The organism is Bradyrhizobium erythrophlei, assembly GCF_042430365.1.
GTDB classification, from domain to species: Bacteria; Pseudomonadota; Alphaproteobacteria; order Rhizobiales; family Xanthobacteraceae; genus Bradyrhizobium; species Bradyrhizobium erythrophlei.
On sequence record NZ_JBHMET010000036.1, the window covers coordinates 122195 to 145339 of the forward strand.

Here is a 23145-nt window from a genome sequence, read left to right on the forward strand (position 1 = left end):
TCATCGTCCCTGAAAGCGTGGCGGCCGTTTCTCGGCGAAGGCATTGCGGCCTTCGATCCGATCGGCCGTGTTCTTGATCATGCCGAAGACCATTTCGGTCATGTTGAGAAGCATCGAGCGCGACGATGTCTCGGTTTCCCGGGCCAGGCGCTTGGTCGCATAGAGCGACAAGGGCGCGTTGCTGGCCACGGCCTGCGCCAGTTCGCTTGTGCGTTCGGCCAGCGACGCCGACGGCCAGACGTCGCTCACCAGTCCGATACGAAGGGCCTCCGCGGCATCGATGCGCGCCCCGGTCAGCAGCATCTTCGAGGCCGCTGCGGCCGGGATCGCGCGCAGCAGCAGCGGTCCACATACGCCAGCGACGCTGCCCACCTTGACTTCCGGCAACGCGAAGCTCGCGGTATCCGCCGCGACACGCAAATCGCATTGCAGCGCAAGCTCGAGCCCCCCGCCGAGACAATAGCCATTGATCGATGCGATGATCGGCTTCCAGATCTCCAACCGGTCGATGTTCATGAAGCGGACATAGGCGCCGCGCTCGATTGCGACCTCGTCGCGAGCCGTCCAGGCTGCGGCGTATGGATGCTCCGCGTGAGCCGTCCGCTTCAGGTCGGCCCCGACCGAGAACGCGCGTTCGCCGGCGCCGGTCAGCACGATCACGCGGACCGCATCGTCGTCCCGGGCAGCAATCAGCTCGTCGCGCAGCCGCCTCTGGGTCTCGAGATCCAATGCATTCAGGGCGTCTTGCCGATCGATGGTGATCGTGGCGACCGCCCCTTCGCGCGTTTGGTGGAGGGCCATGTCAGACGCTCACGCTGGAGAGGCTGCGGCCGCCGCAGACATAGATGAGCTGCCCTGTGATGTAAGAGCTTGCCCGCGCCGCGAAGAACTGTACGGCCTGGGCAATATCCTCCGGCAGCCCGATGCGCTGCATCGGAACGCTCTTTTTGAGCCGCTCCTGGACATCCGCCTTGAAATCCCGAAACAGCGGTGTGTCGACGATCCCCGGAGCGATCGCGTTGACGGTGATGCCCTTGGTCGCAAACTCGATGGCAAGGCTTCGGGTGAGGCTCACGACGCCGCCCTTGGCTGCGGAATAGTTCGCCTGACCAAAGCCTCCGAGCCACGCGCGCGACGAGATGTTGACGATGCGGCCGTAGTTTCGCTCGACCATCCCCGGAAGCACGGCCCGCGACATCAGGAACTGCGATCTGAGATTGGTCGATACGACGAGATCCCAATCGTCGTCGGACAGATCGAGGAAACGTCGGTCGCGAACGGCGCCCGCATTGTTGACGAGGATTTCGATACCGCCAAAGGTTTGCTGCGTGAGGCGAACCGCGGCTTCGATCTCGCTGCGGTCGGTGACGTCCACCGGCACCGGCAGCAATTGCTGCTCGGTTTCGGCCTTCCGCAATTCCTTCACAGCAGCCTCCAATGCCGCGGGGTCGCGATCGAAGAGAGCAACGTTGTAGCCGGCGCTCCAAAGGCTCCGGGCAATGCCGAGCCCGATACCTCGGGCGGCGCCGGTGACGATCGCGCTGTCTTGCTTGGTCATGGCTACACTCCGAGCACGTGAACGGCTGACGCGGCATGATCGACGCCGGCGATGCCGCCGCCCGTACACTGGGTCAGTCCGATCCGTGCACCTTCGACTTGCCGCTTCCCGGCCCGGCCTTGGAGCTGCCAGGCGATCTCGACCATTTGCGCGACGCCGGTGGCGCCGAGAGGGTGACCCTTGGCGAGCAACCCTCCGCTCGGATTGACGGGCACGCGCCCACCGAGAGCCGTGGCGCCGCTGCGGAGCAGCGCAGCCCCCTCGCCTGGCTCTGCGAGGCCCAGCGCCTCGTAGTACAGGAGCTCCGCGATCGTGAAAGCGTCGTGCAATTCGACGACGTTGACGTCGCGCGGGCCCAGACCCGCGCTTTCATAAGCCAGCCGCGCGGTTCGCGCGGTGATCTCGGCGTCGAGAATATCGTCGCAGCCTTCCTCGAGCAGGCCGGATTGCACGGCCGAGCCGAGGACGCGCACGGTCGGGCGCGCGGATGATGGACGAACCGTCGTCAGCACCACCGCCGCGGCGCCATCGACCATGGAAGGACAGCACTGGAGCAATGTCAGCGGCTCTGCGACGGGTCGCGACTGGAGCACTTCGTCGACCGACACGGCCTTGCGCTGCTGCGCCAAGGGATTCAGCTCGCCATGAGCCCGGTTCTTGACCGCAATGCGGGCCAATATCTCGGGCTTTTCATTGCGTTCGTGCAGATAGCGGGTCCCGCGCATGGCGTAGACGGTCGGCAGCGTCATACCCTGCGCAGCGTAGAGCTCTGTCTTGTAGTCGTTCCGCTGCAGCGGGATCGTCCCACCGCCGAGCGACGTCAGCTTCTCGACACCCCAGACGAGAACGGTGTCGTAAACGCCGAGCCGAAGCGCGTGGCAGGCGAGATGCACCGCTGTTGCCCCGCTCGCGCACGCGTTCTCCACGTTGTACAGGGGCGGCCCTGTGATGCCGAGGTCCCGCATGAGCACCTGGCCCAGCACCATGCCGCCATACACATTGGCGTTGTACATGGCTTGAATGCGGTCGGCCGTGACGTCGGCGTCGGCGAGCGCACGCACCACCGCGGACTGCGCAAGATCCTGCATGGAGAGGTCGTTGTGGCGACCGAAGGCGGTCATCGCGGCGCCGGCGATATAGACGGTCGTTGTCACGATCGGGCCTCCTCGACGGGTACGAATGAGTAGGTCGCCGCGGTGCCCCGTTCGGCGATCCGTGCTTCGACCTCCATGCCGACCAGCGGGTGGCGCTCCCGCGACAGGAGCAATCGTCCGAACACGCGCGCGCCTTCCGGAAAATCTGCGTAGATGACGACGAAAGGCTGTTCGCCGGTTTTCGGGTTCGGGTGGATCACCGAGAAGGTGTACAGCCGTGCAATTCGCGACAGGGTCACCGGCTCATAGCGGTGCGCGCTCGGCGAGCGCGCCGGAACGGGAGGGAAAACACACCGGCCGGTTGCGCGGTCGCGGGACGCGAACAGCCTCCCGGACGCTTGCGAGCCGATGGCGTCGCGATCTGCCGAGAACGTCTCGACGTTCGAAAGCTGGTTCATTGATCCTCCCGGGAAACCGAGGCGTGCCGAGCAAGCCATTGGCCGAGAGGTTTAGGCGGATATCCCGCGGGCTCAGAACGAGAAACGCGGGGGCTATTGTTGACTAAAAGGCAACGATCGGCGCATAGTCACTCTCGATGGACCGATTGCCTCCACTCAATCCGCTGCGCGCCTTCGAAGCCGCCGCAAAATTACGCAGCATCCGCGGTGCGGCGGAGCTGCTTTCCGTGACACCCGGCGCCGTGAGCCGGCAGGTGCAGATTCTCGAATCTTATCTCGGTGTGAAGCTGTTTCGCCGCGAGCCGCGCGCGGTGGCGTTAACCGCCGAGGGAGAGCAATATCTGGAAGCCATCGCTCACCATCTCGACGGGATTCGCGACGCGACCCGCAAGCTGACGGGAGAACGCTCCGGCAATGTCCTGAAGATCAGGGCCTACACCACGTTTGCGATGAAATGGCTGGTGCCGCGCCTGTCGTCCTATCAGGCGATGAACCGTCTGAACGAGGTTCGCCTCACGACCTCATTGGAAGAGGTCGATTTCCGGAACGAGGATGTCGACTGCGCGGTGCGCCTGGGTGACGGAAACTGGCCTGGACTGGGCGTGGACAGGCTCGTGGCAAACCATTTGATTCCCGTCTGCAGCCCCAAGTATCGGCGCGAGATCGGGTTGAAGCAGAAGGGCGATCTTCGCCGCGCGCCGCTGCTGCACTCGCTGGCACGGCCGGACGACTGGATGTTCTGGCTCAAGGAGGCGCAACTCACCGACATCGATCCCTATGCGGGACCGAAATTCACGAGCTCCGTCCTCGCCTATCAAGCCGCTCTCGACAGCCAGGGCGTCGCCATCGCGCAGCGCGTGCTTGTGGCCGATGACCTGCGCGCAAGGCGCCTGGTTCAGCCCTTCGGCCCGACGCTCGACCGCGAGGGATTCACCTATTACCTGATCTATCCTCAGAAAAGCCTGCGCAAGCCGGCATTCAGGCAGTTTCGAAGCTGGCTGGTCGAGCAGACCCAGGCCGAAGACGACCCGCCCACGTCGCCGGCGGGTCGCAAATTGCGCAAGGCGATGGCCTGACCGGAGTTGCACTAACCCGGTCAGCACCAAACGCATATTGTTCAGGCGATGCAGGCTGTGAAAATCGCTTCGGCCTGGCTTACCGTCATCTTCCTCGGCGCAACGCTCTCGATCACCGTGTCGTCGGTAATCTTCATCGACTTGAACCGCTCGATGCCGGCTGTGCCGGCGTAGAGTCCCGGCACGGCGCGTTCTGCCATGAGCGCGCCGGTCCCGCAGATGATGCGGGTCGGCATATGATAGACACTGGACACGATTGATGGCTCCGAGCTGACGGGTCAGTTCGCTGACGCCGCGACAACGGTTCTGTCTTGCTACTTGCTTTGGATAATGGCTCTTGAAAGCGACCTGGCCTGCCTCAACCGAGCACGAACGGGTTTGCGACGCCGGGCTTCGGATTGATGAACACGCTCTTTTCCTCGAGATATTCGTAGATCGCGTTCAGACCGTTCTCGCGGCCAAGCCCTGACGCCTTGACGCCACCGAAGGGGGCGAGATAGCTGACCAGGCGATAGGCGTTGACCCAGACCGTGCCCGCCTCAAGCTGTTTCGGCAGCAGCATGGCGCGCTGCAGGTCCCTCGTCCAGACTCCTGCTGCCAGCCCATAGGGGCTGTCATTTGCGATCGCGATCGCTTCGTCATCGGTCTCGAATTTCAGCACGGCAAGGACCGGCCCGAACACCTCTTCGCGGGCGATCCGCATGCTGTTGGATACGCCGGTGAAGATTGTCGGCTCGACGAAAAGCCCCTTCTCGCAGCCCGGCCGGCGCGAACGCTCGCCGCCGAGCACGCATTCGGCCCCTTCCTTCCGGGCGATGTTGAAATAGGCGAGAACCTTCTCGAATTGCGGTTGGGTGGACACCGGGGCGATATTCGTCTCGGGCTTTCGCGGATCTCCAAGATGGGCCGTCTGCATGAATTTCACCAGACGCGAGACGAATTCGTCATGGATCGAGGCGTGAACCAGAAGGCGCGAGCCTGCCATGCAGGTCTGCCCCGTGGCCGCAAAGATTCCCGATACGACGCCCTTCACCGCGTCATCGACGTCCGCATCGCTGAAGACGATGTTGGCCGATTTGCCGCCGAGTTCGAGCGAGACCCGCTTGATGTTCTCAGCGGCCGCCGCGTAGACATGCCGGCCGCCATTTTCGCTTCCGGTGAACGCGATGCGCGCCACGAGCGGATGCCTGACCAAGGGTTCGCCGACCTCCGGTCCAAATCCGGTAATGACGTTGACGACGCCCGGCGGGATACCGGCCTCCTCGCACAGCCGCGCGAACGTAATCGTCGAGGCCGACGAAAATTCGGATGGCTTGATGACGATCGTATTGCCCGCGGCAAGCGCGGGCGCGATCTTCCATGCGGCGAGCAGAAGCGGAGAGTTCCAGGGTGCAATCGCCGCGACGACGCCCAGCGGCTCGTGCAGCGTGTAATGAAAAACGCCTGGCTTATCGATCGGTGTGACTCTGCCTTCGACCTTGTCCGCCAATCCGCCATAATAGTAGAACCATTGCGGCAGATATCGCATCTGCCCGAGCATCTCAGCCTTGAGTTTCCCGTTGTCGTTCACCTCAAGCTCCGCCAATTCCTCTGCATGACGGGCAATGAGATCACCAAGCCGGTTTAGAAGGAGCCCCCTCGCGCTGGCTGTCATCGACGGCCAGGGGCCACTCCGGAAGGCTCTGGACGCCGCCAGGACTGCTGCGTCAGCGTCCGCGGCTTTGCCGCGCGGCATACGGGCCCAGTCGCGCCCGGTGTAGGGATCCATGCTCATGAACCATTCGCCGTCTTCGGCCCGGCGCCACTCGTTGCCGATCCGCATCAAGAATTCCCGCATTTCCAGACCTTTCGCTGAAGCGGCGGTGCGACGCACCGCCCAAACAAACCATCTCTTCCGCACCGTCCTGACGCGCATCACGCCCCGGAGATGTCGGTCCCCTTCGTCTCCCTGGCGAGCACGAGTGCAATGATGAAGGCGACTCCGGCCACGATGCTGGGATAGAGGAGCCCGGCATAGATATCTCCCGTCGCTGCGTTGATGGCGAAGGTGGTCGCGGGCAGGAAGCCACCGAACCAGGCGGCTCCGAGATGGTAGGGAAACGACATCGCCGTATAGCGGATGCGCGACGGAAAGAGCTCAATGAGTGCTGTGCAGCTCGGCGCGAAGGTCATCGTTCCAAGACTGAGCAGGAGGACGAGGACGAGGACGATCCCGGGCTTGTTGATCGAGGCCGGGTCAACCTGATCCAGCACGTATCCCCGTTTCTTCAGGGTCGCCGCCAGGGCCGCACTGAATTCCCGTTCCTTGCTCGCGGCCTGACCGCCAGAGGCGTCGAAGCCCTGGATGACGTCGTCTCCAATCTTGACCTGGGCCACCGCTCCCGGCGTCGCTGCGCTGCTCTGATAGTTGAGGCCGAGCTTGGCGACGGCCGCCCTGACGACGTCGCAGGACGACGTGAAGCGCGCGGCACCGCTCGGGTTGAACTGTAGCGAACACTGCGCAGGGTCCGCGACGACGACGATCGGAGCCTCGCGCTGGGCATTGTCGAGATCCGGGTTGCCGAAATGCGCAAGCCCGTGAAACAGCGGAATGATGAGAATGGCGCCGAGCAGATAGCCGGTCAGGTAGACCGGCTTGCGGCCGATGCGATCCGACAGGGCGCCGAAGAGGATGTAGAGCGGCGCCGTCACCACGGTCGCGGCAATGACGAGCAGATTTGCGGTGGTTCCGTCGATCTTCAGAACTTTCGTCAGGAAGAAGAGCGAATAGAACTGGCCCGTGTACCAGATGACGGCCTGGCCGGGCACGATTCCGAAGAGCGCGATGAGCACGAGCTTCAGGTACCGCCACTCACCGAACGTCTCGCTGATCGGCGCCTTGGAAGCGCGGCCCTCCTCCTTCATGCGCCGGAATTCCGGTGTCTCATCGAGCTTCAGGCGGATCCAGAGGGAGACCGCGAGCAACAACACCGAAACAAGGAACGGGATTCGCCAACCCCACACGGCAAAGTCGGGTTCGCTCAGGCAGAAGCGGAGCGGAATGATGACGCCGACCGCGAGGAGAAAGCCAAGTGCTGCGGTCAGAATGATCCATGCGGTCCAGGCGCCGCGCCGCTCGGCGGGAGCGTGCTCCGCGACGTAGATCATTGCGCCGCCGAACTCGCCGCCCAGCGCAAGACCTTGAAGCATGCGCATCGTGATGAAGAGAACGGGTGCGGCAATGCCGATATTGGCGTAGGTCGGCAACAGACCAATGGAAAGGGTCGACAGCCCCATCAATACGATCGTCACGAGAAACGTGTATTTGCGGCCGATCAGATCCCCCGCACGCCCGAACACGAGCGCACCGAACGGCCTGAGAAGGAAGCCTGCGGCGAAACCGAGCAAGGTGAAAATGAAGCCGGCAGTCGGATTGACGCCGGAGAAGAACGCCTTGGTGATTTCCGTAGCGAGCAAGCCTATCAGAAAGAAGTCGTAGATCTCGAACACGCTTCCGAGCGATGCGGCGAAGATGACGCGCTTTTCCTTCCGCGTCATGGTCACCGTATCGTTGGCCGCGATGGCTGCCGTCATATCCATAAATCCCTCACTCTCTATCATTCGTGACGTCCCGGGCCCGGCTCGTCCGGGCCCGGACACTTGAAAATGTAAAATCAGCAATCGGTCAGGCGACGGCGGCGACCTTCGATTCCGCCGTTTGCGCCGCTGCATGCGCGCCGGCGATGCGGCCGAATGTCAACGAGCGGAGCACAGATGTCGCCGGCGGATATTCGTGGTAGAAGAGGCCCGTGACTTCCCCGGCCGCATAGAGATTTGGGATCGGGATGCCCGCGGGGGTCACGACGCGCGCGTGAAGATCGGTGCGAACGCCGCCATATGTGAAGGTGATCGCAGCGGTCAGCGGGATGCCGTAGAATGGTGGCGTGTCGAGCGGCACCGCCCAATTCGATTTGGGCGGTGTAAGACCGGTCGTGCGCCGGCCGTCCAGCCTTCCGGGTTCGAACTTTCCGGGGACGGCTGCGGCGTTAAACGTGGCGACCGTCTTTCCGAGTCTGGCAGGATCGAGCCCCAGCTTGCCGGCCAGCGCTTCGACCGTATCGGCCTTCTCGGGCGGAAGATCGCTGAGCATTCCCATCTCGACGCCGGGTATCTGCATCGTCTTGGCGTCCGCGATCCAGGAGGCCTTCTGGTTCTGGTTGCGCCAGATCTCATAGCCGATGTGCTCGAAGGTGTTGTCCCAGGTGTCCTTGCCTTCGTCATAGAACCGGTCGGCCTCGCCGTTGACGAAAATGCCGCCGGTGTATGTGTAGATGACGGCGTCGGCCCTGGTGGTGCGCGTGTCGATGGGCTCGGCATGAATCATGTCAAACTGACCCGCGGTATCGGCGCCCAGCTCGAGCGCCATTCTCAGCCCGTCACCCCGGTTGTTCGCAATTCCCGGCGCGATGAGCGGCAGGTCGCAGGCGCGCGCGCCGATATACCGCGTCAGCATCTCGACATTACCTTCGAAACCGCCGGACGCCAGCAGGACCGCATCAGCTCCGATGCGTTTGAGCTTGCCATCATTGCCGCGCACGATCAGACCGTCGACGGCGCCCGCATCCGACACCGACAGGCGTACGGCTTCGGTTTCATAGAGCATGTCGACATTGGCGTGCTTCTCAAGCGCGTTGAACAACGCCGAGACGATCGCCGCGCCGCCGCCGACTGGAAGGCCGGGCGGCGTGACGCCGGCCTCACCATTGAAGGTATGCGCGAACGGAAACTCCGGGAAGACGAGCTCGACCCCCCTCTCCTCGATAAAGCGAAGGGTTGCCGGCGTCTCCTGTTCGAGCTTGCGGCAATATTCGTAGTCCGAACGCCCGCCGGAAACGCGACGGACGCGATCCGGCCAATCGGCGTCGAGCTTGCGGCTTTCGTTGATCCGCAGGAAAGCTCCCGTCCATTGGGTCTCTCCGCCACGCGCCTCTTTTGTTGCGCGTTCGAGCACGGCGATCCGGACCGGCCGTCCGGCCGTGGACTCGGCGTAAGTGACGGCAGCGGACAAGCCCGCTGCACCGCAGCCGACGACGACAAAATCGTAGCTCTTCAATGTTTGCATGTGGTTTCCTCCTGTCCGATTTTTCATTGAATTGGCTCTGCCCTAGCGGACCGGCATGGCACGCGGCGACCATAGGCAGGTCGACGGATCGGCCAGCACGAGAAATTGGGAGGTTCTTGTTGACTAAAGAGCAACGATCCGGCGACTTTGGATCGGGCAACCGGGAATGCGGAGGTCCGGCATTAGCAATCGCGCGACTGGCGGGCTGTTGACCGCTGCGCAACAGTCCCGGAGAAAAACTCGATTGCATGGTTCATTGTATTTGGCCTAGGCCCGGGAATGCAGTTGCGGGCCTTGGGCTATCACGATCGCCCGAAGGAGACGGGAGCAAGTTCGATGCGTGTTGCCTTTCTGGATGATTTTCATTGCGCCTATCACGAGACGGCCGGCGTTCGGCGTTTGCGCGAACGGGCCGAGGTCGAGATTCTGACCACGCCCTTTGGCGAGGCGTCTGCGCTCCGCGGATTCGATGCGCTGGTCGCGACGCGCGAACGGACGCGCTTTACGAAGGAGCTTTTCGAACAATTGCCGGATGTGAGGATCATCGCCCAGACGGGCAATCATGCCTATCACGTCGATCTCGCCGCGGCGGAGCAGCGCGGCATTCTCATCGGCAAGGCGACAGGAGGTTTCTGCACCGCCGCCGGCGAGCTTGCCATCGGACTGATGATCGCGATCATGCGCCAGATCCCTTCCGTGGATCATGCTGTGAAGGCGGGAGGATGGCCGACGCCGATGACGCGGGTTCTGCGCGGCAAGACGCTAGGAATCGTGGGGCTGGGAAACATCGGCAAATACGTGGCGCGGGTCGCGAACGCGTTCGACATGAAGGTTCTGGCCTGGGGTAGCCGGCTCACGGCCGAAACCGCGTCGCAGCATGGCGCCGAGCGCCGCGAGCTCGATGACCTCATGCGCTGTTCGGACGTCATCTCGATCCACGCAACGCTCAGCCCCGACTCACGCGGCCTGATCGACGCGGCGAGGCTCGCGTCGATGAAGCCGACAGCCTATCTGATCAACACGGCGCGCGGACCTATTGTCGACGAGACGGCTTTATACCGTGCGCTTGCCGACGGCCGCATTGCCGGTGCCGCTCTCGACGTGTTCGATGAGGAGCCCTTGCCGGCCGCTCACCCATTGAGGCGGCTTTCCAATGTTGTTCTCACCTCGCACCTCGGCTGGCCGACGGACGAAATGTACGAGCAGTTTGCAAACGCCGCTGCCGACGTCCTCCTTGGCTACATTGATGGGAAAGACGTTCCGCGTTTCGTGTCGCAGCACTGAACAGAATAGCGGCTCGGTCCATTGGTGACCGCCGGCAGGGTCGCATTCGGCGTCGCGATTTTCGGACCTGGCATCACGGCAACGTCCTTCGTGGTGTCGCTCGGTCCATCGGTGCTTTCAAAACTCCTTCATGTCACTAGCCCCCTCGTGGCGGGAGGAACGGCCTGCGCCATGTTCTTGACGGCAACGGCGTCCAGTTCACGGTCAGGCGGCTTCCGATTTGAACGATCATGTTGATCGGTGCGGCCGCGCCGGTCATGTCCATGATCAGCATTGCCGTCGCGGTCGACGCGTCGCTGGCGGGTCTCTTGACCCTTGCCGCCTTGCTCGCCGGCGCGGGCCAGGGTCCTGGTCAGCTCGGCGGTCTTTCACTAATTGGCCTGCATGTTCCGGCGGAGCGCCGAGCGGAGGCCAACGCGGTCATGAACTTTGGCGGATACGTACCCGCCGGACTGCTTCCTGTGTTGACGGGCTATCTGATCGACTTTGCGGGGCTTGCCACCGGCGCGACCATTTTTGCCGCCGCGCTCGACCTTGCCGCTGCGGCGGGCGCGTGCTTCGTCCAAATTCACCTCAGGGAATAGTTTGATCAATCCGCGGTAGTAATTCCAAAAGGACAGATCGCGCGCCGGGCACAGCCTCGAGTACTGCTACCATGGAGCGCAGGTTATCGTTGAAAATCGTAGATGAGCACACAGAAGCGTGCCCGTTGTCGCAGGGGAGCGACTCGCGCCCCGACATCGACATCCTTCAACCTCGCTGCTTGAACGATAGGTCCTGCTCCGCAGCATACACAAGGGCTGGTTCATTTCGCCCCGCTGACGAGCGGCCTACTCAGCCTTGCGGGACCTTTCTGCACGCTCCAACGCGCTCCGGTACTCCCGCTAACGAAGATGGATGGATTGCCGAGCTCAATCAGCCTAAGTGGAGGTCTGTAACTCTGGTCCCTCAATGGATAGGAAAGGAAGTAGACACCCTCACCAGAACATAGCCGGCCACACTACTCCCACTCAATCATTAAAGACGACCCTATCGCGTTGACTTGAAAGCACAAACGCTCAAAGCCGACGGTCAAATTCCGATGGTATATCCGCCCTAACTTTTCGATATTGAATTCACAGAGAAATTTGCGTTGCTCTGGGAGAAGGATATTTCGACAGCTATCGAAGTGTATCGAAAGAACGAGCGCGTGCGCCTAGAAACAACGCTTGATCCCGGTTCTCACCTTCTCCGTCCGATACCGTCGATTGAAAGTGATCACCAGTCGAAACGGACGCCTGGCCCGCGCGCATCGCTTCCTCCTGCGAAGGCTTGTCATCGTCTGCGACGACGTCCTCGCCGCTCCCCTCGTCAGGCGCGCCGGGATCGGGTCGCCTCACCTAGGCGGGCAACGGCCAGGTGACGTCTCTGCCCTTCAATTCCTTGTAGCGTCGAGTATGGGCGCGGATGCTCCCGAGGTCCGACATTCCGCGCGACAGCAGGTCGCGGTCGAGACGAGCTGCGACATCGATCGCCACCAACGTAGTGGCCTGAAGCGCCCGCTTGGCGAAGGCGTAGGCCGTGTAGCAATCCGGAGGCACCAGCGCCGCCCAGGCGACGGCCGCATCGATCAACCTGTCCGGCGCGACCGTCTGCTGGACGGCGCCCATCCGGGTCGCGGCGGCGAGGTCGTAGATCTGACCGAACAGGGTCAGTTCCGAAGCCGATTGCGTTCCGATCGCGTACTTGATGATCTCGCAGTAGACGGCGGGCATCGGAATGCCGATCGGCACCTCGTTCAACGCGAACTGCAACGAGCCCTCGCTCGCGATCCGGTGGTCGCAATCGATCGCGGTGATGAACCCGCCCGCGTAGGCGTGGCCGTTGATCGCCGCCACGGTCGGCCTCGGATACGTGAACAGACGCAGGTTCGTCGCGCGATACTCGTCGAACCACGCGTCGATCTCCTTGATCGACCGGCGTGCGAACATCGGAAAATGATGGTCGAAATCGAGGCCCGCGGTGAACACCGCCCCCGTCCCGGTCAACACGACGGCGCAATCGGCGAATTCGGACTCCAGACGATCGAACGCAGCGTGAAGATCGGTAAAGAATGCAGGGTTCTGCGCGTTGACCTTGTTTGTGTTCATCGTCACCACGGCGACGTTCGGGTGTTTGCGTTCGATGATCCAGGGCATCGGTGTTCCTACGGTTGGGGATCGGGGTCAGGCCAACTTGAACAGACGGCGTGCGTTATCCGTCAGGAAGGAAGAGCGGGCGTCCAAGCCGAGCTGCAGGTCGCCGAGGCCCGCAAGGCACTCGCCCGCCGGCCAGAACGGATGGTTGGATCCGAAGAGGACGCGATGTCGCTTGTTGCCGCGCATGTACGCGACGAGATCGGCCGGGTAGCGGCTGACCTTGTAGGCCGACGTGTCGATGAAGACGTTCGGGTACTTCATGATCAGCGACAGCATCTCGTCGAGCCAGGGCACGCCGATGTGGCCGCCTAGGATACGAAGCTCGGGAAACTCCAGCGCGATGCGATCGAGGTAGGGGATGGGGCGTCCCGGCTCGGACTCCCGCAGCGGTCCCGCGTGTCCCACCTGCGTGCAGAACGGGATGTCGAGCTCGCAGCACTCCGCGAACAGCGGATAGTAGCGACGATCGTCCGGAGGCAGCCCCCATATCCAAGGCAAAACACGGAGGCCCTTGAAGCCGTCCCTCTTCACCCGCAGCCTCAACTCCCGCACGGCATCCATCGGGCGGAAGAGGTCTACCGAAGCGATCCCGACGAATCGGTCCGGGTGAGCCCGGCAGTGCTGTGCCACCTCGTCGTTACTGATCATGGGACCCGCCGGGCCATGCCAGCCGCAGAGCATACCGACAGCGACGCCTGCACGGTCCATTTCGGCCAGGGTTTCCTCGATGGGAGGCGCCGTTTCCGACCACTTTCCGGGCCGCCATCGCCGCAGCGACTCGAACATCGGATCGCCGATCCAGCCGGCGTTGGGGTGCTGCATCCAGGCGTCGATGATCATTGGAAAGGTGCCCGCGTCTGACCGTGGATCGAGGTTGGGACCCACGACCCATCGGCGCGGAAGGCGAACCTGCTCAACCGGCTTCGGTCGTGGTCCCGAGTGGCCACACCGCCATCATTAGACGCGTGGACCTTCCGGCGTCTTGAAGAAATCGGACAGCCTGTGCGCGGGGCCTGCACCAGGCCCGCCTGAACGCGCCGGGCGTAACGCCGGCATGGCGCCGAAACTCTCTGGTCAGGTGGGCTTGATCGGAGAATCCGAGATCGGACGCGATCGCTGACAGACCCTCGCCGCCCGCTGCGATTTCGTACAAGGATCGACGAAAACGCTGAGCGGCGAGAAAGCGCTTCGGAGGGCAGCCCGTCCAGATCCTCACCCGCCTCTGCAGCGTCCGGACGGAGCTACCGACCCGGACCGCGAGATCGCTCACGCGGCCTTGAGACGGCTCCAGAGGGGCGTCGCCTGCAATCGAGACTTGCCCTGTTTGGAGCGAGAGCGCGAACAGGGTCCGGTCCACCAGATCGAGGATGTCCGAGCAGGATGCCCCTTCTTGGATGATGTGCTCCAATGCATCGCGGCAAGCAACAATCGCCGCATCGGCGACGCTCGGCTCCCCCGGGCAGGTCGGCTTGAGCTTGACTCCCACGATCCAGCCGAAGAACGCCCTCGCCTTCCGCCGGTGGTCGAGACTCGGCCCGTTGAAGACCACCTTGCCGCCTGGCGCGTCCTTTCGAAATATGAAAGCGAGTTCCCTGAGCGGTGACGCGAACGACATGCGGCTCCCGGTCAGTCGGCCCCGATCCTTCAGGATGTAGATAGAGTCCACGACGGCGGCCTGTTCCTCGCGCGGCGCAAATTCGGCATAGAACGAGGAACGGGCGAAGATGCTTTCTTCGTCTTCGTCCGTTTTGACCGGCCCAGCGGGTATCCGCTTTCGATGTTTGGTCAGCAAATGGGCTCCGAAAATCTAGGTAGCGCGCCTGCGCTATCTATTCCTGCTAAGGGCCCGAAAACAAGCGTGCAGCCGTTGGAGCGTCGGCGCTCCTCAGGCGACGATTGCCCCCTTCCGGGAGGCTGCGGAATCCGGAACCGCGTGGACCGTCAGGTAGCGATCGGCCTCGAGCGCGGCCATGCAGCCCAGTCCCGCCGCGGTGACGGCCTGGCGGTACACGCCGTCCGCGACGTCACCTGCCGCGAACAGCCCGGGCACGCTCGTCGTCGTCGTGCCCGGCTTCACCTTGATGTAGCCGTCGGCGTGCAATTCGACCTTGCCCTCCAACAGCGCGCTCGCCGGAGCGTGTCCGATGGCGACGAAGACGCCGTCGAGGGCGAGTTGCTCGATGGCTCCCGTCGTACGGTTCTTCAGGGCTATCGCCTCGATCTTCGCGGGATCGTTGTTACCAACGAAGGAATCCACTTCGCTGTTCCAGCGGACCGCGATCTTGGGATGTGCGAACATTCGATCCTGCAGTACGCGTTCCGCGCGAAGCGTGTCACGTCTGTGGACCAGCGTGACGGAACTGGCGATGTTCGCGAGATACAGCGCTTCCTCGACGGCGGTATTGCCCCCACCGACGACCGCAACCCGCTTGTCGCGGAAGAAGAAGCCGTCGCAGGTGGCGCATGCCGATACGCCGAAGCCCCGGAAGGCTTCTTCGGAGGGAATCCCGAGCCACTTGGCCTGCGCACCGGTCGAGTAGATCAAGGCGTCGCAAAGATAGTGGCCGCCGCTGTCGCCGATCAAGCGGAACGGACGGACGTCGGTCACGATCTCCGCGATATGGTCGTAGATCACCCTTGTGCCCATGTGCTCGGCCTGCGCCTGCATCTGCTCGACCAGCCAGGGCCCCTGGATGACGTTGGCGAAACCGGGATAGTTCTCGACATCGGTCGTCGTGACCAGTTGGCCGCCCGGCTGCATGCCCGTGATCAGGATCGGCTTGCGGCTCGCGCGGGCGGCGTAGATCGCGGCCGTGTATCCGGCCGGACCTGCGCCCAGGATGATGATGTCTGTCTTGTGTTCGCGAGTCATGTCGTCGTCCTTGTCCGATTAGAACTTCTGCATTCCCCAGCGCCTCACCGTCCGGCGTTCGATTGTGCGGAAAATGACGCTTTCGACGAAGAGACCGATGAGGATCACACACAGCAATCCGGCGAAGACGTTGGCCGTCTCGAGGTTGTTGCGGTTTTCGTAGATGAACCAGCCGAGACCGCCCTGTCCCGAACTCACGCCGAACACCAGTTCGGCGGCAATCAGGGTGCGCCAGGCGAAGGCCCAGCCGATCTTGAGGCCGGCCAGAATGGAGGGAAGCGCGGCGGGGATGAGTATCTCGGCCACGAGAGACAGCCCCTTCAGGCCGAAGCACCGGCCGGCCATCCGCAGCGTCTCGCTGACGGACTGGAAGCCCGTATGCGTGCTGAGAGCCACGGCCCACAGGACCGAGTTCACGATCACGAAGACCAGACTTCCCATGCCGAGACCGAACCACAACAGCGCGAGCGGCAGCAGCGCCACGGCCGGCAACGGGTTGAACATCGACGTGAGCGTAGACAACACGTCGCTGCCGAAGCGCGTGGTGGAAGCCAGGATCGTGATCGCCCCGGCTGCGGCGATGCCGGCGGTGTAGCCGATCACCAGCACCTTCATCGTCATCAGGATCCGCGCGAAGAGACCGCCCGAAACCAACGATGAGAAGAGTGCGACGACGACCTCCGAAAGGCGCGGCATCATGAGCGGATTGTCGAGCCAGGTCGCGTAGCCTTCCCAGACGGCGGCCAGAACCCCGACGACGACGAGCCGGCGGAATACGGTGCTTTGGAGAATCCGTTCGTGGAGCGGAAGCGGACGCTCGACGTCGGCCGACGGCTCGATCACGCTCGACAATTCGAATTCGTCGCGAACTGGAGGAAGCGCGAGCGCTAGACCCGCGGTCTGTTCGATCGTGGCCATCGTCTCAAGCTCCTTTCGGGTGCCGTGGGCACGGCGTGAAGAGCATGTGATGGATACGACCGCAGAGGCTGCCGAATTCCGTGCTCCCCATGTCGGCGAAGGCGAATTGTTGGGAATTGATCTCGGCTCGTACCTGCCCTGGGTGCGGGGTCAGCACCAGGATGCGCGACCCGACGATCACGGCCTCCTCGATGGAATGCGTGACGAAGAGGATGGTGGAGTGCGTCCCGCTCCAGAGTTCGAGCAGATCGTCCTGCATCTTCCGGCGGGTCAGCGCGTCGAGCGCGGCGAACGGCTCGTCCATCAGGAGTATCTTCGGCTCCATCGCCATGGCGCGGGCGATCGCGACCCGCTGCTTCATGCCGCCCGAGAGCGTGTGCGGGTAGGCGTCGCCGAACTTCTCGAGGCCGACCTTGGCCGTGAAGAGTTTGGCCCGGTCCATGACTTCGGCCGCCGACCATCGCTTCGACTTCTGCATCGGATAGGCGACGTTTTGCAGAATGGTCTTCCACGGCAGCAACTGGTCGAATTCCTGGAACACCATCATCCGGTCCGGCCCGGGCGCATCGATTGTCCTGCCGTCGAGCCTGATTTCGCCGGCGACGGGTTTCAGGAAGCCACCCACCGCCTTGAGCAGCGAGGACTTCCCGCATCCGGACGCTCCGAGAAGGATGAACCGGTCCCCCCGATGCACGTCGAAGCTCACGTCGTAGGCCGCGGTCACGATGCTCGCGTCGGTCCGATAGCGGAGCGTCACGTTCTTCAGGCTCAGCACCGGCTTGGATCCGGTTGCGGTATAGGCCTGCTTGATCTGGGGCTGATTGATCATGTTCATCTCAGGACCCCTGCCGTTCCTGAATGAACGGGAAGAACGGATCCTGCCACTTGGCCGGCTTCGTCTTGAGCTGGCCGGTACGCTGCATGAAGTCCGCGTAAGCCATCACTCCACCCGGGGCGACACTGAACACGTTCTCGGGGTCGCGGAGAATCCTTTCGACGTATTCGGGGCTCAACGACTTGGACGGCTCCTGCTTGAGGTAGAGCGCGGCCGCCTTAGCGGGGTCCGCCTTGATCCGTCGCATCGCCGCCTCCATGGCCTTGACCATCGCTGCCGAGACCTTCGAGTTTTGGTCGACGAAACGGGTACTCGCCGCAAGCAGCACGAACGTTGATGCCCTGCCGAGAACGTCTTCTGAACTGAGCACCCGGTGCACCCGCTTGTCGTCGGCTTCGAATTGGTCGAACGGAGCGTTCGTGAAGTGCGCGGAGACCTCGGTGCCGGATAGCATCGCGGCCATCGCATCGGGGTGAGGCAGATTCACGACATTCGCGTCGAGCTTCTTGGCGTCGCCGAGCGTCTTCTCCGCTGCCATCCGGAGGCATAGATTCTGGGGCGACGTGGTCGCAGGGAGAGCGATCCGGTCCTGAGGCTGGAAGTCGGCGATCGTCTTCACCCGATCGAGCACCGTATTCAGCACCATGGGGAACGAAGAACAGCCGGCGAGGCCCTTGAAGGCTCCGCGGGATTTTTCCGCGAGGATCAGGAGCGACGGGGAACCCATCACGCCCATGTCCGCCGTTCCGGCCAGAAGTCCCTCGTTCACGGCGTTCGAACCGCTCACCCGTTGCAATTTGACCTCGACGCGGGGATCGCCCTGTTCGGCCAATGCCGCGCCGAGCAGCTTTTCTTCCTCGATCATCATCAGCGGCAGATAGGATACGCCGAACTGGATGATGACCCGTACCTCGGTAGCAGCCTGCGCTCTCGCCAGGCCCGGTAGAGCCATCGCTCCCGCCATGGCACCCAGCGCCTGGCGTCGTGAAATTCCATTCCTTGCCATGTTTCCTCGCTTCTACGTGTTCGCGCCGTCCGCTTCTTCGTCGGACCTAGGCTCTGTTCTTCGAGACGATTCCTTGCTCTTCCAGCCGGTTCACTTCGCTCACCGCCATCGATAGATCGCGGCGGAGGATCTCTTCGGTGTGAGCACCCAGACGCGGCGGCGCGCCTCCGTATTCGATTGGCGTGCGCGAGAATCTGATCGGATTGCCGATCAACTTCGTGGCTGCCCCGCCGTCGTGCAGGTGCTGCTCGACAACCAGACCTCTGGCGACGACGTGCGGGTCTTCAAACACTTCATTCATTTCGTTGATCGGCCCTGCGGGAATCTTCTCGCCGTCGAGCGCGCGCAACAGTTCCGCCTTGCTCCACGTCCGGATCTTCGAGATCAGGATGGATAGAAGCTCGGCGCGATTGCGCACTCGGTCGGCGTTGCGCTGGAATTTCGGATCCGAAGAGAGCTCGGAAACGCCGAGGATCGCGACGAACCTAGCGAACTGCGCGTCGTTGCCGACCGCCGCGACGATGTGGCCGTCGCGGGTCGCGAAGGCTTGATACGGCACGATGTTCGCGTGAGCGTTGCCGTGACGTTGCGGCTTCTTTCCGGACGCGAGGTAGTTCATGCCCGCGTTGGCGAGCGTCGCGATCTGCACGTCGAGAAGCGCGAGATCGATGTGCTGGCCCAGTCCGCTCGTCCGCCGTTCGTTGAGGCTGGCGAGGATCGCCACCGTGGCGTAGAGGCCGGTGAAGATGTCGGCAACTGCGACGCCCACCTTCATCGGCTCGCCGTCCGCCGCGCCGGTGATGCTCATCAGGCCGCCCATCGCCTGCACCAGCAGGTCGTAGCCGGGCTTGTCCTTGTAAGGTCCGGTCTGCCCGAACCCGGAGATCGAGCAGTAGATCAACCGCGGGTTCAGGGCCGAAAGGGCTTCGTAGTCGAGCCCCAGGCGCTTTAGCCCGCCGACCTTGAAGTTCTCGACGACGACGTCGCAGGATTTCGCCAGTTCGGTGACGAGATCGCGGCCCTCGGGCTTGCTGAAGTCGATGGTGACGGATTTCTTGCCGCGGTTGGCGGCCAGATAGTAGGCGGCGAACACGTCGCCGGCGTCCTTTCCGACGACGAAGGGCGGACCCCAACCCCGGGTGTCATCGCCCTCGCCCGGTCTTTCGATCTTGATCACCTCGGCGCCGAGGTCGGCCAGAAGCTGCGTTGCCCAGGGCCCCGCGAGGATGCGGCTGAGGTCGAGAACGCGCAGACTGTCCAGACATGCTTTCATGATCGCCTCAGGAAAAAGCTTGGATACCGGTGATCGCTCGCCCGAGTATCAACGCGTGCACGTCGTGGGTGCCTTCGTAGGTGTTTACCGTCTCCAGGTTCTGGGCGTGCCGCATGACTTGGAATTCACTTGAGATGCCGTTGCCGCCGTGCATGTCGCGGGCGGCCCGAGCGATATCGAGTGCCTTGCCGCAGTTGTTGCGCTTCACCACCGAGATCATCTCCGGGGCCATCTGACCGGAATCCATCAGACGGCCGACCTGGAGCGAAGCCTGTAGACCGAGGGAGATCTCCGTCAGCATGTCGGCGAGCTTCTTCTGGATCAGTTGCGTGGCCGCGAGCGGCCGGCCGAACTGCTTGCGGTCGAGCACGTACTGCCGGGCCCGATGAAGGCAATCCTCGGCGGCGCCCATCGCCCCCCACGAAATCCCGTACCGCGCACGATTGAGGCAACCGAACGGACCCTTGAGGCCGGAGACGTTCGGCAGCAGCGCGCTTTCCGGCACGACCACGCCGTCCATCACTATCTCGCCGGTAATCGATGCGCGCAGCGAGAGCTTGCCCTTGATCTTCGGCGCCGAAAGACCCTTCGTTCCCGTCTCCAGGACGAAGCCGCGGATCTGATTGTCGTGAGCGGCCGACTTCGCCCAGACGACGAACACGTCGGCGATCGGTGAGTTCGAGATCCACATCTTCGAACCGGTCAACCGGTAACCGTCGGCAACCTTCTCGGCCCGCGTCTTCATCCCGCCGGGATCCGATCCGGCATCCGGTTCCGTCAGACCGAAGCAGCCGACCCACTCGCCGCTGGCGAGCTTTGGCAGATAGCGCTTGCGCTGCGCGTCGTCGCCGTAGGCGTAGATGGGATACATCACCAACGACGACTGCACGCTGTTCATCGAGCGATAGCCCGAATCGACCCGTTCTATCTCGCGCGCGACGAGCCCATAGGACACGTAGCCTGCGTCGGCGCAGCCGTACTCTTCGGGAAAGGTCACGCCGATCAGACCGAGCGCGCCCATCTCGCGGAAGATCTCGCGGTCAGTCTCCTCGTTCAGATAGGCCTCGGTCACGCGCCGCAGCAGCTTCTCCCGCGCGTAATCCCGGGCCGTGTCGCGGATCATGCGCTCGTCTTCGGTAAGCTGCTGATCGAGCAGGAACGGGTCGTCCCATGCGAATGCGGGATGATGCGTCGTTGGACGTGGCGCTCGTTCCACTTGGGCCATCTGTCGCTCCGGATTGCCGAGGAGGCGACGGTCGGCGGAAAGGCTGGTTATATCAAGGAGTTTCTGATACCATCAATAATTGCAAAATAGGTATAAATGAGATGAACACGTCAGGATTGCCCGATCTTACTTCCCGCCAACTCGAGACGGTGCTAGCGCTCGCCGAGTATGGCAGTTTCATCGCAGCCGCCGCCCTGCTCAAGACTTCGCAGCCCGCCGTGACGCGCACGGTCAAGCACGTCGAAGAGGTGCTCGGTGTCAAGCTGTTCGACCGCAGCACCCGGTCGGTCCAGATCACCGCGGCGGGAAAGGAATTCGTGGGCGTGGCGGGCCGCATGCTCAACGACCTGAAGATCACCATTCGCAGCATGCGCGAGCTCGCGGACCAGCGACGCGGCCAGATCATCGTCTCCTCGATCATGTCGGTCGCGAACGGCAAGCTGCCGGGCCTGGTCTCCGAATATCGCCTCGCCTATCCGGGCATCGAACTCCATGTCCGCGACGGCGTCCACGGGACTGTCATCGAGGACGTGCGCAGCGGCGCCGCCGACTTCGGCATAACCTATCTCGACGACCTGCCGGATCCCTTCCAGTCGACACTTCTCGGCAAGGAGGAATTCACGGTAGTGCTTCCGCGCGATCACGTTTTGGCCAGGAAGAAAGCCCTCAGTCTTTCGGACCTGAAGGATGCACCGCTCGTCTCTCTTCCTAGCGATTCGAGGACGCGGCGCGTGATCGACAGCGCGGCCTCGTCTCTGGGCCTGACGTTGAATCACGTCGTCACCGTCTCGCAATTCGCGACTATGCTCGGCTTCGTGCGGGCGGACATCGGCCTGGCAATCGCTCCGCGCAGCGGCGTCGCCAGCTTCCTCGGTAAGGAATTGAGCGCTGTGCCGATCAAGGGCAGACCCCTTGCCCGCGAACTTGGCCTCATCACCTTGAAGGAACGGGACCCCTCACCAGCCGCGTCAGGTCTGATGTCGCTCCTGCGGACGAACTGGAACAAGACGCTTCGGTAGTGCCCGCGGCACCCACTTATGCGATTTCTGTATTAATCCCGGCTATCAGGATTTCCTTGGCATATAATGGATTGGGCATAGGGTGACTCCGGGTTGAAACAGCCGGAGCGAGATAATGGCACTTGAGACATTGGAACAGGTCGGCGCGGCCGCAATCGAGCGGGTACCGACCAGCACGGATCTCATCGAACTCTACTACGAACGCGGATGGTCGGATGGACTTCCCGTCGTCCCGCCCACCCAGGAAAAGATCGACGCGGTCGTGACCGCGCTCGGCGGCGACCCGCAGTTCGTCGAATGCAAGGTGGCGCCGCGCTGGGGTGCCCTGACCCGCGAGATACTCGCCATCAATGTGGTGATGGCCGGCTGCCGTCCCGAATACGCGCCGATCGTCCGCGCCGCCATGCTGGCGCTCACCGACCGCGCCTTCAATCTCAACGGCGTACAGGCGACCACCCACGTCGCCTCTCCGCTCATCATTGTCAACGGACCGCTCGCCGCGGAAGTCGGCATGAACGGCGGCCCGAACGCTTTCGGATCCGGAAATCGCGCCAACGCGACCATCGGCCGGGCCGTCCGTCTGATTATGCTGAACGTCGGCGGCGGATGGCCGCCGGATTTCGACAAGAGCACGCTCGGTCACCCGGGCAAGTACAGCTACTGCGTCGCGGAGAACGAGCTCGACAGCCCGTTCGCTCCGTACCACGTGGAGCACGGCTACAGCGCCATGGATTCGACCGTGTTCGCGATCGCAGCCGAAGCGCCCCATAGCGTGACCGACCACCAGTGCAACGACCCGGAAGGCATCCTCGACACGATGTGTTCGGCGATGAGCACCATCGCCTCGAACTCCGCCGTCCTGGGCGGACACTGCACCGTCGTGCTCGGTCTCGAACATGCGAAGACGATCGCGAAGGCCGGCTGGACCCGCTCCGACATCCGCCATTACCTCTGGATGAATTCGGGCAACGCGTTCCGCTTGATCTCCCGCGACCACCGCTACGGCAAGGTCTACAACCGCAACCTGCCCAAGTGGCTGAAGCGCGATCCCGACACCCGCATTCCGATCGTGCCCTCCGCCGACAACATCCACCTGTTCATCATGGGCGGACACGCCGGACGTTTCTCGGCCTTCATTCCCGGCTGGGGTCACATGAGCACGCCGGTGCTCAAGCCGATCAATTCCGCTGCCGGTCCGGCCGACGACGGATGCGCCGACGGCGCTTGCGCGCTCTAACGAAAGCAGAGG

At 63.1% G+C, this 23145-nt stretch carries 22 protein-coding genes; 5 read left to right on the forward strand and 17 right to left on the reverse strand.

Going from position 1 to position 23145, the window contains the following annotated elements; translation table 11 throughout:
* From ACFFWD_RS05825 to ACFFWD_RS05840, 4 genes are read right to left on the reverse strand one after another with little or no spacing between them, the layout of a single operon-like run.
* Positions 1-801: an enoyl-CoA hydratase/isomerase family protein gene (locus tag ACFFWD_RS05825; protein ID WP_376962378.1), complete on the reverse strand. Its 801-nt coding sequence runs from the start codon at positions 799-801 to the stop codon at positions 1-3.
* Position 802: 1 nt separating this feature from the next.
* Positions 803-1558: an SDR family NAD(P)-dependent oxidoreductase gene (locus ACFFWD_RS05830; protein WP_376962380.1), complete on the reverse strand. Its 756-nt coding sequence runs from the start codon at positions 1556-1558 to the stop codon at positions 803-805.
* A 2-nt stretch (positions 1559-1560) separates the two neighbouring features.
* The gene (locus tag ACFFWD_RS05835; RefSeq protein ID WP_376962382.1) at positions 1561-2712 is read right to left on the reverse strand and encodes a thiolase family protein; all 1152 of its coding nucleotides are present in this window, start codon (positions 2710-2712) and stop codon (positions 1561-1563) included.
* Positions 2709-3110 (reverse strand): Zn-ribbon domain-containing OB-fold protein, encoded by a 402-nt coding sequence (locus tag ACFFWD_RS05840; RefSeq protein ID WP_376962384.1) that lies wholly within the window; start codon positions 3108-3110, stop codon positions 2709-2711. The genes ACFFWD_RS05835 and ACFFWD_RS05840 overlap by 4 nt, the downstream gene beginning before the upstream one ends.
* 137 nt (positions 3111-3247) lie before the next feature.
* Between ACFFWD_RS05840 and gcvA the strand changes: the two genes are divergently transcribed.
* Positions 3248-4186, forward strand: coding sequence for a transcriptional regulator GcvA (gene gcvA, locus ACFFWD_RS05845; protein ID WP_376962386.1), 939 nt, complete (start codon positions 3248-3250; stop codon positions 4184-4186).
* Positions 4187-4227: 41 nt separating this feature from the next.
* Here the strand turns inward: gcvA and ACFFWD_RS05850 are convergent, their stop codons facing one another.
* From ACFFWD_RS05850 to ACFFWD_RS05865, 4 genes are all read right to left on the reverse strand, one after another.
* Positions 4228-4440 (reverse strand): hypothetical protein, encoded by a 213-nt coding sequence (locus tag ACFFWD_RS05850; RefSeq protein WP_376962388.1) that lies wholly within the window; start codon positions 4438-4440, stop codon positions 4228-4230.
* A 104-nt stretch (positions 4441-4544) separates the two neighbouring features.
* On the reverse strand, positions 4545-6023 hold the full coding sequence (locus tag ACFFWD_RS05855) for an aldehyde dehydrogenase (protein ID WP_376962390.1): 1479 nt from the start codon (positions 6021-6023) through the stop codon (positions 4545-4547).
* A 77-nt stretch (positions 6024-6100) separates the two neighbouring features.
* Complete coding sequence (locus ACFFWD_RS05860; RefSeq protein WP_376962392.1) at positions 6101-7897, reverse strand: MFS transporter; 1797 nt, start codon at positions 7895-7897, stop codon at positions 6101-6103.
* Positions 7851-9287 (reverse strand): FAD-binding protein, encoded by a 1437-nt coding sequence (locus tag ACFFWD_RS05865; protein WP_376962394.1) that lies wholly within the window; start codon positions 9285-9287, stop codon positions 7851-7853. The genes ACFFWD_RS05860 and ACFFWD_RS05865 overlap by 47 nt, the downstream gene beginning before the upstream one ends.
* Before the next feature lie 336 nt (positions 9288-9623).
* Here ACFFWD_RS05865 and ACFFWD_RS05870 point away from each other — a divergent pair, with 336 nt between their 5' ends.
* Together ACFFWD_RS05870 and ACFFWD_RS05875 are read left to right on the forward strand one after the other, a co-directional pair.
* Entirely contained in the window at positions 9624-10571 is a 948-nt protein-coding gene (locus ACFFWD_RS05870) for a D-2-hydroxyacid dehydrogenase family protein (protein WP_376962396.1), read from the forward strand.
* Positions 10572-10801: 230 nt separating this feature from the next.
* A complete protein-coding gene (locus ACFFWD_RS05875) occupies positions 10802-11155 on the forward strand; it encodes a hypothetical protein (protein WP_376962398.1) in 354 nt (117 codons plus the stop codon).
* 795 nt (positions 11156-11950) lie between these two features.
* On the opposite strand, the gene ACFFWD_RS05880 is transcribed toward ACFFWD_RS05875, so the two are convergent.
* From ACFFWD_RS05880 to ACFFWD_RS05920, 9 genes are all read right to left on the reverse strand, one after another.
* Complete coding sequence (locus tag ACFFWD_RS05880; RefSeq protein ID WP_376962400.1) at positions 11951-12748, reverse strand: enoyl-CoA hydratase/isomerase family protein; 798 nt, start codon at positions 12746-12748, stop codon at positions 11951-11953.
* Positions 12749-12775: 27 nt separating this feature from the next.
* Positions 12776-13588, reverse strand: coding sequence for an amidohydrolase family protein (locus ACFFWD_RS05885; protein WP_376962402.1), 813 nt, complete (start codon positions 13586-13588; stop codon positions 12776-12778).
* A 73-nt stretch (positions 13589-13661) separates the two neighbouring features.
* A complete protein-coding gene (locus ACFFWD_RS05890; protein ID WP_376962404.1) occupies positions 13662-14540 on the reverse strand; it encodes a helix-turn-helix domain-containing protein in 879 nt (292 codons plus the stop codon).
* A 93-nt stretch (positions 14541-14633) separates the two neighbouring features.
* On the reverse strand, positions 14634-15620 hold the full coding sequence (gene trxB, locus ACFFWD_RS05895) for a thioredoxin-disulfide reductase (RefSeq protein WP_376962406.1): 987 nt from the start codon (positions 15618-15620) through the stop codon (positions 14634-14636).
* Between the two features lie 18 nt (positions 15621-15638).
* On the reverse strand, positions 15639-16538 hold the full coding sequence (locus ACFFWD_RS05900; RefSeq protein ID WP_376962408.1) for an ABC transporter permease: 900 nt from the start codon (positions 16536-16538) through the stop codon (positions 15639-15641).
* A 4-nt stretch (positions 16539-16542) separates the two neighbouring features.
* Complete coding sequence (locus ACFFWD_RS05905; RefSeq protein ID WP_376962410.1) at positions 16543-17367, reverse strand: ABC transporter ATP-binding protein; 825 nt, start codon at positions 17365-17367, stop codon at positions 16543-16545.
* A 7-nt stretch (positions 17368-17374) separates the two neighbouring features.
* The gene (locus tag ACFFWD_RS05910) at positions 17375-18337 is read right to left on the reverse strand and encodes an ABC transporter substrate-binding protein (protein ID WP_376962412.1); all 963 of its coding nucleotides are present in this window, start codon (positions 18335-18337) and stop codon (positions 17375-17377) included.
* A gap of 88 nt (positions 18338-18425) precedes the next feature.
* Positions 18426-19652: a CaiB/BaiF CoA transferase family protein gene (locus ACFFWD_RS05915; protein ID WP_376962414.1), complete on the reverse strand. Its 1227-nt coding sequence runs from the start codon at positions 19650-19652 to the stop codon at positions 18426-18428.
* Between the two features lie 7 nt (positions 19653-19659).
* A complete protein-coding gene (locus ACFFWD_RS05920; RefSeq protein ID WP_376962416.1) occupies positions 19660-20877 on the reverse strand; it encodes an acyl-CoA dehydrogenase in 1218 nt (405 codons plus the stop codon).
* On the opposite strand from ACFFWD_RS05920, the gene ACFFWD_RS05925 reads away from it, so the two are divergent.
* Together ACFFWD_RS05925 and ACFFWD_RS05930 are read left to right on the forward strand one after the other, a co-directional pair.
* Positions 20853-21896 (forward strand): LysR family transcriptional regulator, encoded by a 1044-nt coding sequence (locus ACFFWD_RS05925; RefSeq protein ID WP_376962461.1) that lies wholly within the window; start codon positions 20853-20855, stop codon positions 21894-21896. The two genes, ACFFWD_RS05920 and ACFFWD_RS05925, sit on opposite strands and share 25 nt — an antisense overlap.
* A gap of 115 nt (positions 21897-22011) precedes the next feature.
* Positions 22012-23133 carry a hypothetical protein gene (locus tag ACFFWD_RS05930; RefSeq protein WP_376962418.1) on the forward strand — a complete coding sequence of 374 codons (1122 nt, stop codon included), beginning with the start codon at positions 22012-22014 and terminating at the stop codon, positions 23131-23133.
* Positions 23134-23145 lie beyond the last annotated feature (12 nt).

Bases quoted from the DNA above. Each gene is read 5' to 3' on its own strand.
- trxB (WP_376962406.1), bottom strand. From the start codon at position 15,620: ATGACTCGCGAACACAAGACAGACATCATCATCCTGGGCGCAGGTCCG.
- ACFFWD_RS05830 (WP_376962380.1), bottom strand. From the start codon at position 1,558: ATGACCAAGCAAGACAGCGCGATCGTCACCGGCGCCGCCCGAGGTATC.
- ACFFWD_RS05930 (WP_376962418.1), top strand. From the start codon at position 22,012: ATGGCACTTGAGACATTGGAACAGGTCGGCGCGGCCGCAATCGAGCGG.
- ACFFWD_RS05870 (WP_376962396.1), top strand. From the start codon at position 9,624: ATGCGTGTTGCCTTTCTGGATGATTTTCATTGCGCCTATCACGAGACG.
- ACFFWD_RS05880 (WP_376962400.1), bottom strand. From the start codon at position 12,748: ATGCCCTGGATCATCGAACGCAAACACCCGAACGTCGCCGTGGTGACG.
- ACFFWD_RS05840 (WP_376962384.1), bottom strand. From the start codon at position 3,110: ATGAACCAGCTTTCGAACGTCGAGACGTTCTCGGCAGATCGCGACGCC.
- ACFFWD_RS05910 (WP_376962412.1), bottom strand. From the start codon at position 18,337: ATGGCGGGAGCGATGGCTCTACCGGGCCTGGCGAGAGCGCAGGCTGCT.
- ACFFWD_RS05900 (WP_376962408.1), bottom strand. From the start codon at position 16,538: ATGGCCACGATCGAACAGACCGCGGGTCTAGCGCTCGCGCTTCCTCCA.
- ACFFWD_RS05865 (WP_376962394.1), bottom strand. From the start codon at position 9,287: ATGCAAACATTGAAGAGCTACGATTTTGTCGTCGTCGGCTGCGGTGCA.
- ACFFWD_RS05915 (WP_376962414.1), bottom strand. From the start codon at position 19,652: ATGAAAGCATGTCTGGACAGTCTGCGCGTTCTCGACCTCAGCCGCATC.
- ACFFWD_RS05885 (WP_376962402.1), bottom strand. From the start codon at position 13,588: ATGATCATCGACGCCTGGATGCAGCACCCCAACGCCGGCTGGATCGGC.
- ACFFWD_RS05905 (WP_376962410.1), bottom strand. From the start codon at position 17,367: ATGATCAATCAGCCCCAGATCAAGCAGGCCTATACCGCAACCGGATCC.
- ACFFWD_RS05875 (WP_376962398.1), top strand. From the start codon at position 10,802: ATGTTGATCGGTGCGGCCGCGCCGGTCATGTCCATGATCAGCATTGCC.
- gcvA (WP_376962386.1), top strand. From the start codon at position 3,248: ATGGACCGATTGCCTCCACTCAATCCGCTGCGCGCCTTCGAAGCCGCC.
- ACFFWD_RS05855 (WP_376962390.1), bottom strand. From the start codon at position 6,023: ATGCGGGAATTCTTGATGCGGATCGGCAACGAGTGGCGCCGGGCCGAA.
- ACFFWD_RS05860 (WP_376962392.1), bottom strand. From the start codon at position 7,897: ATGCAGCGGCGCAAACGGCGGAATCGAAGGTCGCCGCCGTCGCCTGAC.
- ACFFWD_RS05825 (WP_376962378.1), bottom strand. From the start codon at position 801: ATGGCCCTCCACCAAACGCGCGAAGGGGCGGTCGCCACGATCACCATC.
- ACFFWD_RS05920 (WP_376962416.1), bottom strand. From the start codon at position 20,877: ATGGCCCAAGTGGAACGAGCGCCACGTCCAACGACGCATCATCCCGCA.